Origin of the sequence: Lewinella sp., assembly GCF_050633125.1 — a bacterium.
Classification (GTDB): domain Bacteria; phylum Bacteroidota; class Bacteroidia; order Chitinophagales; family Saprospiraceae; genus Lewinella.
The window spans coordinates 20216-33147 of record NZ_JBOEFX010000090.1 but is presented as its reverse complement, the minus strand read 5'-3'; the positions used below and the strand labels follow the sequence as shown (position 1 = coordinate 33147).

Genomic DNA, 12932 nt, shown 5'->3' with positions numbered 1-12932 from the left:
TTAAAGGACAAAAAAAGTAAAAAATAATGCCAACAACAGGAATACAAGTACACGATAAAAGGTACATCACTATAGATACTGTGCAGTTCGATCATATTACTGATTGGAGTTTTAGTATCAATGGTGAGAATATAGATGTCTCTAGCTACGATAGCTCAGGATGGAAGGAGTTAATAGCAGGGATGAAGAGCTGGAACTTTTCATGTACGGCGCACTATGCTGGAGATGCAACAGAGGGGGGAGATGAAGCCGCTGCTGATATTATAGCGGGGACTACCATCGCCTTTCTATCTACCACAGGAGTGAGTGGAGATGTTACGTTTGGAGGTAACGCGCTTTTGAACACGTTCGACATGAGCGGATCAATGGGCGCGGCTAACTCGGTATCTATCCAAGGAGACGGAACAGGAGCGCTAGCAATCGGAGCTGTAGCATAATCTTATTAATCCCACCATTATGAACACAGAAACGATAGATGTAGGTAATCGAAAATATGAGTTTTTTGTGTCTGCTGCTGTAGCAAAGCGGCAGACGCAATACCTCTTAGACCTTCAGGGAGACTCGGAGGATATTAATGTAGATCAGATGATAGATGTGTCGTTGGATCTACTACACGAGGGGCTAGTGAGTGCTCGTAAATCACAGCCGCTAGCCAAGCGCATGATAAGCGACCTTTTCAAGCCTATACCGTCAAGAGAAAGACTGCCGTATTTAGTTGATTTCAAAAAGGCTCAATCCCTAATGATGGGTGAGCAAAAAGAAACGGAAGAGAAAGCCCCAAAGTAACCGCCAAAGAGCTATCAGGTTGGTGGGATGATTTAGAAGCGATAGCCTTTGGCGTTTTGGGGTGGTCTTTAGACCAATGGAATACTTATCCAATAGAAGTGCTGATGAAGGCGTATGCCGGATACAGAAAGGATAAGGAGGAGCAATGGGAGATGATACGGGTGCAGAGCTATTACGCAGTAGTAGCAATGCAGGGAAGCAAGAAGCTAACGAAGGGGTTTAAGAGCATAACCCTACCTATAGACAGGCCGAGCGCTGAAGAGATAGCAGCCCGAAGTAAAGGCACTAAGAAAGTGCTGAGCCGTGAGGAGTTAGTGGAGCACTACCGAAAGGCTGGTATTCCAATGACGGACACACAGATAGACTTGATAATAGAGCGGAGGAGTGGCAAGAAATGAGTACGTGGTAGGGGTGGATGAAGCTATAAGAGTGTTAGAAAATCTTCCTAATGCTATTAGAACCACTACCGTCAAAAACTCAGCTAAGAAGGCGCTGAAACCAATAGCTAAGGAAGCTAAAACCACCTTTCTAAAGAACGCTAGAAACACTAATAAAAAAGGAATTTCAAAGGTTCGGTATATCGCTAGAGGTATTAAGACTTTAGCGATTAATAGTAGGAAAGCGCCAGGCGCTAGAGTGGCCGTGAAAGGTCCAAGTATAAATATGGGGCGCAAGGAATGGAATCTAGCAGGAGCGGCGAAGCTGTTTAGTGCGGGTTCTTACCTGACAAGGAATAGGAGAGGTAAAGGATACTTTAAGGGGTTTGGCAACTTCATAGCAGACGCAGCGGATAGAAGGCGACACATAACCTTGCTAAAGTTTAGAAACGGGCTAGAAGGTGAGATGAAGAAAGCAGTAGCGAAAACGATGAGGCGGTATGGGAAGAGATAGCACGGCGGTAGTATTTAGGCTTCAGGCCGAAAAGGATAGATTGAAGCGTGACCTTGATAAAGCCAAAGGGCATCTATCAAGATACAAACAGCAATCATCCAATATACTTAGCGGGATTGGTAAGCAAATGGTCGGCGCTTTCGCTATTGGCACGGTGGCTTCTTTCGGGCTAGAGATAAGTAAACTAGCTGGAGAGGCTAAAGGCGTGAAAGCGGCCTTTGATCGCCTGAAGGATAGCGCCAAGGTATTAGAGGAAATGCGGGAGGCTACAGGCGGCACGGTTAGCGAGCTAGAGCTAATGAAGCGAACCACGCAAGCGGCTAATTTCGGTATCTCCTTGCAAGCCCTACCAAAGCTCATGGAGTTTGCCACACTAAGAGCTCAGCAGACAGGCCAAAGCGTTGATTACTTAGTAGATTCTATTGTAACGGGTATTGGTAGAAAGTCCCCTCTCATTCTTGACAATCTTGGTATCTCGGCAGTAGCCCTAAAAGAGAAACTAGGCGGGGTGAGTATAGCGGCGGCTGATGTTGGGTTAGTCGCTGACGCGGTTGGGAAGATTGCTGAAGAGAATCTCCAAGATATGGCGGATTTCTCAGAGAATGCATCTACTAAAGTGCAAAGATTAGATGCTACATGGGAAAACTTCAAAGTAACTCTTGGAACGGTAACAAATGAGAGTGGAGTATTAAATAGATCCTTAGACCACACCACTACACTACTTGGTCTTTTTAATGGCGATTCCTCATTTAAAGATTTGGTTCGAACATCGGGAGGAGTACTAAAGAATCTTAGCGGAGCTAGTAAAACTCTTGGTTTTTTAGGGGCGTTTTTAGGCGCTGTTACTAAAGAGACTAGTGACGTAAATGCACAGATGGGGCCTTTCGCTCAGAACCTAATGAAGCTACCCCCGCTCACTAGGAAATCAGCGGAGACCCTACGCTATCTCAATGACCAACTAAAGAACCTCAACGATCAAAAGCTAGATGCTGCTGATAGTGAAATAGCCGACTATGATAGACGGATAGACTCGCTAAAGAAGAAGATAGACGAGTTTGGACAAACTAAAAAGAGCTTCCTAGCGCCTATTGATAATGTGGCTGCTAAAGGTCAATCAAACTTACTAGGTGGGTTTGTGATGCCAGCACCGCAGATAGACACGGAAGGTTGGAATGAATACAGGCGTGCTTTCAAGGGGCAAATGAGTCAGCTTGAAATGGATATGCAAAACCAAGTGGCTGTATTGAATAGTATAGTAGACGGAGCAGTAGCGAACGCTATTAGCAGCACCGTGGAGATGATAGCAAGCGGGAATTTAAAAAATGTCTTTTCGGGGTTAATGGGCATTATAGGCGAAGGACTTGTGGATATGGGTAAGGCACTGGTTTCTATGGGTGTAATGCTAAAGGCATTTGCCAGTGCACCTCCAGGCGCTAAGATAGCGGCGGGTATTGCGGCCATCGCTTTAGGCTCATTATTCAAGGGCGCGGCTGGCCGGATGGCCTCAAATGTAGGAAGCGCTGGAGGAGGTGGAGCTAATGGATACTCAAGCGGTCTTTCTAGTCAAAGTTTCTCGATACCAAGCACGATCACGCTAGTAGCTAAAGGCAAAGATTTGGTAGGGGTGATGCGAACAAATAACAGAAACCAAGCTCTATAGAATGGCGCTACTTTATAAAATAGGGAGTGTAACAGTAACAGGATCTTTCAATAGTTGGGTGGCGGGTGATGTTATCGAGGTGTTCTTTGATTATGACCAAAGAAACGGCACTTTCCCCGCTATGTATGAGGTGCAAAAGAATGGGAGCACCATCACCTCACCGCAGGATAGTATGTGGCCTCCTGCAATCTTTGAGGGCTTTGCTTTATTCTATAGATATATTACAAATGAGAATGTAGAATTTGTGAGCGATGATGCGGCGCTAGTCTACTATTTCGAGCATCAAAATGAGTTCCCATATTTCGAGAAGAAAAGCCGCGAGAATGTATCGGGTGGAGTCAACGACCTAGAGGGATTCGCGACAACTACCACACAAGCAACAGACGCTAATAGCGGTGATGGAGTAGTGACCGTTTACGCTAAAGGAACGAATAACCCTTTCACAGCACAGCTGAACGGAGTGACTAAAGCTGTGAGTACGGCGGTTAGTGGTTATCAGTACGGCTATTGGGATTACACTACTACTTTCACGGGCTTGTATCCTGGTGATTACCCTATAACATTCACCGACACGCTAGGCTATACACGAGAAACGGACGTAACCGTACAGACCTTGACGGACTCAGGGCAAGAAGGCTATGGTGAGCTGTACGATTTCATTTTTCAAGACAATAACGGGCAGCAATACAAGGTAGAAATACTAGAGCGCGGCAGAGCTTCAGGTTCACCTACTACACTCACAAAGATGGGTGCAAATCCGTTCACGCTCAGTACGTCAGCTATTAGCACAGAGCTGCATGAAATTATCCTACTAAAGACCACAGCGACCTTAGAGCTGGTATCTGAGACATTCAGGCAATTTAAGTTTTTCGCTACAGCCGATGACGAGAAATATAAGGTGAAATTCTACCGCGAGGACTCAGGGTATCAACTGAAGTGGGAGGGTTTTATTAGTCCGCAGGACTATGAGGAAGATTTCTTCCAACCTCCAGTAATTACTAAGCTGGTTGCTCATGATAGGCTAGGCCGATTGAGTGAATACCGTTTTGAGCGAGAGGTGGAGCAAGAGGATCTACTAAGTCAAAAGAAAGCAGAGCCTGTTACGGGTGTATTGAGCCAGTTAACGATCATTGATTTTTGCCTAAAGAAACTCAACCAAAACCAAGGGTATAGAATAGCGTGCCATCTATTCGAGGATGACCAAGCCACTAGTAATACCACACCGCTAGATCAAACCTTCGTAGACACCTCTTGCTACTACAAAGGAGATGAGGGCATGAACTGTGAAGAGGTGGTGAAGAACATCTTAGAGCCATACGGCGCGGTGTTACTGAATTGGGAGGGTTACTGGTATATCGTCCGAAAGGAAGAGATGGAAGCGGCCACCGTCAACTACATTCAATATGATAGCTCACTCACACAGGACGGAACGGGCAGCTATACACCGCGAGTTAGTTTTAAGAGTGCTGGCAGTTCTGACATGTATAGGTGGAAGGGTAGCCAATCACTCACTTATGAGCCTATCTATAGAAACATAAATCTAAAGCTAGCTTATAACCTCAAAGGCAAAGGATTGTTAACGGATGGCTTTGATGGTTGGAGTAGAGGCGCGGTTTCAGGATTTGCTACAAGCGGACTAGGGCCGGATGGCTGGACGCTCGGAAGTGCCAATAGTGATAGTGATACCAAGATAGTGAAGACGGGACTTTTAGAGGGAACGGAGAGTGATAGTTTTAAACTTAAATACACGGCAAAATGCTGGGTATTCAAACCGTTAAAAGACGACCCTGAACAACAACTAAAAGGGCCATACTTTCCTCTTAAATGGTCGCTGAAGGTAGGGACTAAATATGTAGATACTTCAGGTGTTTGGCGCACCACAGCGGTAGAGAATCAGTTCCTTATGGATCAGTTAGGGAACGCTGAAACTATAGAGTATGAGTTTCCGCTATACGGTGCTTCTAATTCTGAATACAGCTATGAGCTGACTTTGTACGCTGGGAGTATCTACGAATCTGACCTTCAAAACGCTAGCGCTTCGGGACTGATAACAGATATTGAAGCACTTACTACCACCTCTTTAAATCTAGGTGCTCGATTGATTGGACGAGTGGGGACGGTAGATAACGGTGATAAAGATTTTCACTACTATGAGCTGCGGTACGACACAGACACGGGATCTTCTGATATTAAGAACATTAAACCCACAGACCACCACGCTAGCACTAACAGCAAGCGGTGGGAGCGAGTGGGGCAATGGTCTTATGATTACGGGGCTTACTCTACGGATAGCCTTTACGGGGCTTATACTAAGACGCTAATAACAGCGCCGGAGTTTAGCATATTACCAAACGGACAAGAGCCACCTAAAGAGGAGGTGTTCACCTACGTGGCAAACAAAAACAATAAGGTGGATTTAGATATAGACCTATTCCACTTCGATCTATCAGGGGTGATACATTCAGATCAATTCATCTATAACAACTTCTTGCGGTTAGCGGATGGATCAGAAACCAACGCATGGGAATACAACAGCGGAGGCGAAGCGAAAATACAGGAGCATTTAGGTAAATACCTAGCGAAAAAGTACGGAGTAGCACGGCAAAGAATATCGGGCAATTTCTATTCAGATGCAGAGATAACACCACTTAGTGTATTGTATGATACGGGTGACGATAATAGAGTGATGATGCTATCCTCTATTGATATGAATTACAAAGAAATGGATTTTCAAGGGGAGTGTGTGGAGATTTCGAGTGACGACACGCCTGAGTATTTTGATTTTGACCAGGACGATTTTAAACCAGCAGATTTTAAATAAATGGGATTAGGAGTAGTACAATCATTAGCGGCATTTCAGGCAGCAGTAAATGCAGCTATAACAGACGGTGGAGAGAATACCGCTGCGGAAATAAGGACATTGCTTTTAAATGTTTCTGAGTCTATAGCTACTATCGCGGGAGATACGGGAGACTTAACAGCGGAAACAACACTAGATGCTGCGTCTGATTACTTCAGGGTGTTCGATGCTAGCGCTGGAGTTGATAGGAAGGTGTTAATGCAGTATTATATCAACTCTTTAACATCAACAACAAGCCATACAGCTAGCGATGGTTATCTAGCTGTGATTTCCGGAGGAGTTACTAAGAAGATTCTATTAGAAGATTTACAATTCGATGGACTAGGAGCAGTCACAGGTCCCGATAAGAATTTAGACTATGTAATAGTTATTAACGCTGACTCACAGAAGATAAGACAAATAGCAATAGATGATTTCGCGGAAGAATACGGTTTAGTGCAAAACGGTGGCAACACGGGAAGTGATACCAAGATATACACGAAGGTGATAGATATAGGTGACTGGAATATGGATAGTAGCGCAAGTGTTTCGGTTACGCATGGCGTGACTGAGGGGAAAATTAGAGGATTGCAAGGGATTATTCGAGATGATTCTGACACACAATATTATGCTATAGGATACCAAGCGAGCACAAACGATGTTGCCTTTGAGCAAGATTGGAACGCGTCAGGGTCTACCACGATAGATGTTGTAAGGAAGGGTAGCGGATCTTTCGATAACACAAACTTCGATTCTACATCATACAATAGAGGTTGGATCACAATAACCTACGAAGGGTGATGAATAGACTAGTAGGTATTTGGGATTACAATGTAGATAAAGACATCCTTCAATGGGATGCTAAGATGTGTCAAATCTTCGGCACAGGCTCAGAGCCAATCAAAGGAAATATAGAGATGTTCACAAGGCTAATCCATCCTGAAGACTTAGAGAGAGTTACTGAGGAAGTTTATAAAACCATAGATGGAGGTGTGATCCAATACGATTGCACCTACAGAGTAGTGAAGCCGGACGGTGAAGAGGCTTTAGTTCATGCTTGGGGTAGTATGTTTGAGCATGACGGTGATAGATGTCTGATAGGAGCGTGTGATGAGGTTACAGAGAGAAACTATGTAATGAAGGAACTAATGAGACTGAGAGATGAAAATTGATATATCGTGGTTGATAGTAGTAGCCATACCAGCCTTATTAGGGATAATACACGCTATACGCACTTTCATAAAAGACGCTAAGGATTCAGGTTCCAAAGACGCTGACCAAGACCTAAAAATACAATCTGTAGTAGGTGAGATTGATAAGGTGAAAGCTGACCTACAAAACATTAAAGAGCGGTTAAATGGTCTTGATTCAAAGACCGCAAGGGAGATAGAGAAGTTAGAGAAGAAGTTAGAAACCAAGCTTGATAGTATTACTGAATTGATACTCAAACTAATGAAACCATGAACGTAAAAGTATTACGATACAACCACGACAAGAACAGCACCAGCGGCTTACTATTCATTAATGGTAAGTTTGAATGCTACACACTAGAGGATGAGCGAAGAGAGGTGAAGGTAAGAGGCGAAACCCGCATACCTGAAGGAAATTACAAAGTAGCTTACCAGGAATCACTTACGCCACTCACCCGAAAATACCAAGAGAAGTATGATTGGTTTGGGAAGCACTTACATATCAAAAGCGTTCCAAATTTCACAGGCATTTACATACACGTAGGTAACTACGAGAAGAACACAGACGGGTGTTTATTAGTAGCAGACCAAGCTGTGAATGATCCAAAGGACTACTCAAGTGTGCAATACAAAAGCACGCAAGCCTACAAACGAATCTATAAGAGAATGCAAGCGGCGCTAGATAGCGGCGAGGAAATTAATTTAATAATAGAATCAGAATGATAGACCGAATATTTAAGAACTGGAAGACAAGCGCAATAGGTATAGGAGTTATCCTTTTCTGTCTTGCGCTGATATGGACAGGCAGAGTAAGCCTGACTGAAGGACTAGCAGGAATGAGCACAGCACTAATATTTTTCTATATCAAAGATGTTAAGGATAATAATCCTTCTTCTCTTAATAAGTAGTTGCTCCGGCAGCTGGCATCTAAGGAAGGCTATAAAAAAAGATCCCTCATTATTTGACAGCACCACAGTAACGAAGCGAGACACTTTAAGACTTGAAACCTTAAAGGTAGACACAGCATTTATCCAGCAGCGTGACACGCTAATACAATACATTCAGCGAGACAACAACGGCGACAGTATCCAAATAAGATACCGATGGAACACCAAAACGGACACAGTACAAATAGAGGTAGACTGTCCTGATCAAGAGGTGATAACCAACACAATCACCAAGACGAACACCGTAATAGTAAAGCCTTCGATATGGCAACAGATTAAGCGCTTATGGTGGCTTTTCTTGATAGTTCTAGTGCTACTATCCATTGTATGGAAAAGGCGCTAAAACTGCTCTTAAAATTACTCACAATAGCGCTAGTGATAGCATTAATACTATGAGGCCAAGAATAACGGAGGAGGAGTTTATTATGGTTCAGCGCATGCGCCAAGAGTACAACGCTGAACAGCAAGACACTAGAGTGCTGTGTATAGGCGATCTACACGAGCCGTTCTGCTTAGATGGTTACCTAGACTTCTGTATAAGCACGTACTTGAAATACAAATGCAATAGAGTGGTGTTCATTGGTGACTGTGTAGATAATCACTACTCTAGTTACCATGAAGCTGACCCTGATGGCTTCAGCGGTGGTGATGAGCTAGACCTAGCTATTTTCAAACTCAAAGCATGGTATAAAGCCTTTCCTAACGCTGATTGGATAATAGGCAATCATGATAGAATCATAGGGCGAAAGGCGATGACCGCCGCTATTAGCCGCAGATGGGTGAGAGACTACAATCAAGTGCTAGAAGTTCCTAAATGGAAGATGCACGAAGAGCTAACTATAGACGGTGTTCAATACATACACGGTGAAGGTGGCACAGCTAGGACAAGAGCTAAAGGTGATCTAGTCAGCACAGTACAAGGCCATCTACACACTCAAGCTTATACAGAGTATTGGGTAGGAAAGAACTATAAAATATTTGGTATGCAAGTAGGATGCGGTATTGACGCTAAGTCATACGCTATGGCATACGCTAAACAATTCAAGAAGCCCGCTATCGGTTGCGGTGTTATAATCAACGGCAAGCAAGCTATAAATGTAATGATGGATCTATGAGTGTAGAGAAGATAATGGAACGATGGGAAGTAGAATATGAAATCCTTGAGAAGAAGAACAGAACGCCGGACGAGCAAGAGCACTTCTACAAGCTAGGCGTAAGGCTCGGATACATCACACCTAAAAGGAATGAAGATATAGAGTGTATTGGTTGTGGTAGCTGATGAACGTACCAAAGAAAACGAGACCAAACAGCAACAGCCATAGAGGTAATAACAAGTATTACCAAACAAGAGAATGGAAGCGCTTACGTGATCAGGTATGGCTAAGAGATGAAGGTATGTGTAAACAATGTGAGCGAGAAGGCAGACTCATGCCGCTAGCTCGTGGTAAGAATCATGGAGTAGTAGACCACATCAAGCCAAGAGAGCGAGGTGGTAAGGATTCAATGGATAACCTAGAGCTACTATGTAAGCCGCACCATGATAGTAAGAGTAGTTATGAAAGAAAGAATATTTCTTAACAGACGGGAGGGGCGGGTATTATTCTTATAAAATCAATGCGCTCGAAACCCATCCCCCGACTTCTTTTTTTCGCGTCACCTTTTTCGAGGAGTGGGGGGTAACTATATTTATAGTTATACCGCTATAACGTGAGTATTAACGTGACCACTATTTACTATGTATCTAAATATCAATCTGTTAAACCTCTTAATATTACCCTGGGCGGATCACTAAAACCTCGTTTAAGTCATTTAAACGGGGTTTTTTTATGCTTAGTCACGTATAGTCACGTATTTACATTATATTAACGTGACCTTTAACGTGACCAACTAATACATGGCTACAATTAGCTTAACCATTCAGAGAGGGATAGGAGAACGGCTGCTCTACATTAAATATAATCATGAGGGTAAGCATGTTACTTTCTCTACAGGAATTAGTGCTCTTGAGAGTGAATATAATTTTGTTTTAAGGAAAGGCCGAAGACAAATTGATAAAACGGATCCCTTCAAACATTCAAAGCCAGGCTATACTTCACTAAGAAAAAGATTAATTGAAAATATTGGACTAGTAGAGAAGGCGGTGGAAGTGGCCGAAGCTGGCGGTAGTTTAGAGGTGAGCGATGTAAAGGCCGCTTATCTTGGTAAGACGAAAGGGGAGACTCTTTATGATGCGGTTGGTGATATTATAGAAATCTTACAGGTAAAGGAGAGCACTAAGAAGGGTTATAGATCCTTTCATAAAATCATTGCTCACTTTAAGGATGTTCGGCTGATGCATTTAGACCAAGCCTTCTATGATCGGTTTGTGAGGTGGTTGAATGATGAGGGATATTCTTTGATCTATCAGGATACGTGCATCAAGAATCTAAAGGCGGTTTGTAATAAGCTAGTGGTTAGGGGTTACAATGTCAATCCTTACTTCAGGTACTACGGTAGAATAAAATCACCGATAGATAAAGTGTATCTATCGCAGGATGAGGTGAAGGCGTTTGCGGAGTTTGACGACCTGGAGGATTGGCAGAAGCGTACGAGGGATTTATTTGTGCTCCATTGTAATCTCGGCTTGAGAGTTAGTGACTTCACGCGGATCACTAAAGGGTGGGTAAACGGTAGGGTGCTTACTGTGCCAGCCCAAAAGAAAACTGAGAAACCAGTAACTATTCCTTTGAATGATGTAGCAATAAATCTGCTAGAGAAGTATGATTACCAAATGCCTTTTCTGACTGATCCGGCTTATAACCGACAATTAAAAATCGTATGTGAAGCGGCTGGGCTGAATAGAAGCGTGGAGTGCCGAGGCAAGGTGCAAAGGCTTTGTGATGTGATAAGTACAAAGGCAGCTAAAAAAACCTTCGTTACTTATGCTATTCAGATGGGACTTACACCCGATGAGATAGAGGTGATAACTGGCACGAGTGCAATAATTATCAGAAAGAACTACGCTGGAGAACTAGGCATTAAGGCAATAGCTGAGAAAATGAATGTAGCTATTTGATACAGGCTATTGTTTGTCGAAGTTGGACTTTTGGATTTATCTTTTTCACTCCATAAATCACGCGTTTCAGAAAGTCCGTTAGTTTATAATCTTTAGTGCTATCGCTGAAGAATAAGCGAATCATATCTAACTCCGAATCACTCAAAAAGTCCATCACTTCATCCGTCAATCTAATACTAAAACTATGGGTCCGTCCGCATTCAATCCCTCTCGATGAGTGAGGTACTTCTAAAAATTCACCTTGTGCATTTTTGAAAATAATCTTACTTCTTTCGGTGAGACAATCCGTGTTAACCGTCCCAGCTGTTAATGCCATGAAAGCGAACTTTTCATCCTTTAAAATGTAATAATTAAGGTGGTCATCGAGGTTGGGATAGTGGATGGTTTGTGGGTTGGTTTTATAGAAAGTTTCTCCACTGAACTCATCTATAACTTCTATAATATTATCGCATTCCTGCCCGTGAGCGCAGATTCCGAGACCTAATATAATTATCGCAAGTATCGTTTTCATATCTATAAAGATAGTCTTTAAAAAGCGAAATGAAGCAAATCGCTAGCAAGTCGCTTTCAATTCGCTAACGACTTGAAAGCAAAAGTGCAGCCAATATAGAGAAGAAGAGAGAAGAAGAGAAAAGGGGCGGTTTGTGTTTTCATTTTTATTGAAATAATAAAAACTCAGTAGGTGGTCTAGCGCTATAATTCCGCTCAATGCCTTTTTAAAGCCACATAACCGACTCAAACCATATTAGTGGTATCTATACTCATTTTAAATAAAAAAGACGCTTAGAGCGCCTTGTAATTTCATTTTGACATGGTTTGGTTTTAAGTCACCTTCTTCTCTCTCTTTTGGTTTGAATGACATTGAATAATTGCGCTACTTCGTTCATCTCTATGTTGTAATCTTCGTACAGGCTATTGAGCGAGTGAAGGGTTAGAGTGCCGGCTTGATTGTCCTGGTTTGTTATTCGCTTGAGCACTATGCCCTCTGTGCGGGTGACTAAAACGAAATCCCACTGAGTGATGTGTAGTTTGTCTTGCCAATGCTGGCGCTGAACCTCTCTGCAAAGGGCTATATCTCCGCTTCGGTATCCGTTGGAAGATCCGTCATCCATGCTATCACCTCTAATTTCGAAGCATACATAGTTGCCTTTCCCATTATGATCTACACTAAAAACTTCTTTTGGTAAGGATTCCATGTAGTCAGTATTTTCATAGCTTGTGAGGTAGCCAGCTTGTGCGTGGCGATGTACTAACGGCGCTAGAATAGTATTTGTTGTGCTAATGAGGTGTGCGGCATTGTCTTTACCATATTTTAACGGTGGTGGCTCGCTTACCTGATTTTCTTCTGTTTGTGAATCATCTAACCAGTTTGGCGATACTCCTAAATAAAACGCTAATTGCTTTAAAATAGGACGTGAAGGAACTGTCTCGCCCTTTAAGTATCTACCTATTGTGGACTGAGTGATGCCCGTATCTTTCCAAATACGGTAGGCACTCAAGCCTTTCTCGTTTATTATTTCATTAAAATTCTTCTTAAAAGTCATTTAAACAAGGTTTTTATTTA

At 42.9% G+C, this 12932-nt stretch carries 16 protein-coding genes; 14 read left to right on the top strand and 2 right to left on the bottom strand.

All coding sequences use genetic code 11. From position 1 onward, the window contains the following. The first annotated feature begins 26 nt into the window (after positions 1 to 26). The 14 genes from ACRBG0_RS19350 (at position 27) to ACRBG0_RS19285 (ending at position 11368) form a co-directional block, all read left to right on the top strand. Positions 27 to 437, top strand: a complete 411-nt coding sequence (locus ACRBG0_RS19350; protein ID WP_431488507.1) for a phage tail tube protein — start codon at positions 27 to 29, stop codon at positions 435 to 437. Between the two features lie 19 nt (positions 438 to 456). Continuing rightward, positions 457 to 786 carry a hypothetical protein gene (locus ACRBG0_RS19345; RefSeq protein ID WP_431488506.1) on the top strand — a complete coding sequence of 110 codons (330 nt, stop codon included), beginning with the start codon at positions 457 to 459 and terminating at the stop codon, positions 784 to 786. A 104-nt stretch (positions 787 to 890) separates the two neighbouring features. Further along, positions 891 to 1184, top strand: coding sequence for a hypothetical protein (locus ACRBG0_RS19340; protein ID WP_431488505.1), 294 nt, complete (start codon positions 891 to 893; stop codon positions 1182 to 1184). Continuing rightward, the gene (locus ACRBG0_RS19335) at positions 1171 to 1677 is read left to right on the top strand and encodes a hypothetical protein (RefSeq protein WP_431488504.1); all 507 of its coding nucleotides are present in this window, start codon (positions 1171 to 1173) and stop codon (positions 1675 to 1677) included. The genes ACRBG0_RS19340 and ACRBG0_RS19335 overlap by 14 nt, the downstream gene beginning before the upstream one ends. Continuing rightward, positions 1664 to 3337 (top strand): hypothetical protein, encoded by a 1674-nt coding sequence (locus tag ACRBG0_RS19330; protein WP_431488503.1) that lies wholly within the window; start codon positions 1664 to 1666, stop codon positions 3335 to 3337. The genes ACRBG0_RS19335 and ACRBG0_RS19330 overlap by 14 nt, the downstream gene beginning before the upstream one ends. A gap of 1 nt (position 3338) precedes the next feature. Further along, entirely contained in the window at positions 3339 to 6158 is a 2820-nt protein-coding gene (locus ACRBG0_RS19325; protein WP_431488502.1) for a hypothetical protein, read from the top strand. After that, a complete protein-coding gene (locus ACRBG0_RS19320) occupies positions 6159 to 6977 on the top strand; it encodes a hypothetical protein (RefSeq protein WP_431488501.1) in 819 nt (272 codons plus the stop codon). Further along, positions 6977 to 7348 (top strand): PAS domain-containing protein, encoded by a 372-nt coding sequence (locus tag ACRBG0_RS19315; protein WP_431488500.1) that lies wholly within the window; start codon positions 6977 to 6979, stop codon positions 7346 to 7348. The genes ACRBG0_RS19320 and ACRBG0_RS19315 overlap by 1 nt, the downstream gene beginning before the upstream one ends. After that, positions 7338 to 7640, top strand: coding sequence for a hypothetical protein (locus tag ACRBG0_RS19310; protein ID WP_431488499.1), 303 nt, complete (start codon positions 7338 to 7340; stop codon positions 7638 to 7640). Before ACRBG0_RS19315 ends, ACRBG0_RS19310 begins: the two co-directional genes overlap by 11 nt. Further along, entirely contained in the window at positions 7637 to 8089 is a 453-nt protein-coding gene (locus tag ACRBG0_RS19305) for a DUF5675 family protein (protein WP_431488498.1), read from the top strand. Before ACRBG0_RS19310 ends, ACRBG0_RS19305 begins: the two co-directional genes overlap by 4 nt. Positions 8090 to 8705: 616 nt before the next feature. Beyond that, on the top strand, positions 8706 to 9428 hold the full coding sequence (locus ACRBG0_RS19300; protein WP_431488497.1) for a metallophosphoesterase: 723 nt from the start codon (positions 8706 to 8708) through the stop codon (positions 9426 to 9428). Continuing rightward, complete coding sequence (locus ACRBG0_RS19295; protein WP_431488496.1) at positions 9425 to 9592, top strand: hypothetical protein; 168 nt, start codon at positions 9425 to 9427, stop codon at positions 9590 to 9592. Before ACRBG0_RS19300 ends, ACRBG0_RS19295 begins: the two co-directional genes overlap by 4 nt. Further along, a complete protein-coding gene (locus tag ACRBG0_RS19290) occupies positions 9592 to 9891 on the top strand; it encodes an HNH endonuclease (protein ID WP_431488495.1) in 300 nt (99 codons plus the stop codon). The genes ACRBG0_RS19295 and ACRBG0_RS19290 overlap by 1 nt, the downstream gene beginning before the upstream one ends. A gap of 316 nt (positions 9892 to 10207) precedes the next feature. Then, positions 10208 to 11368, top strand: a complete 1161-nt coding sequence (locus ACRBG0_RS19285) for a tyrosine-type recombinase/integrase (protein ID WP_431488494.1) — start codon at positions 10208 to 10210, stop codon at positions 11366 to 11368. Here the strand turns inward: ACRBG0_RS19285 and ACRBG0_RS19280 are convergent. Further along, positions 11361 to 11879 (bottom strand): hypothetical protein, encoded by a 519-nt coding sequence (locus ACRBG0_RS19280; RefSeq protein ID WP_431488493.1) that lies wholly within the window; start codon positions 11877 to 11879, stop codon positions 11361 to 11363. The two genes, ACRBG0_RS19285 and ACRBG0_RS19280, sit on opposite strands and share 8 nt — an antisense overlap. A 316-nt stretch (positions 11880 to 12195) precedes the next feature. Then, a complete protein-coding gene (locus ACRBG0_RS19275; RefSeq protein ID WP_431488492.1) occupies positions 12196 to 12912 on the bottom strand; it encodes a LexA family transcriptional regulator in 717 nt (238 codons plus the stop codon). Between the last annotated feature and the right edge of the window lie 20 nt (positions 12913 to 12932).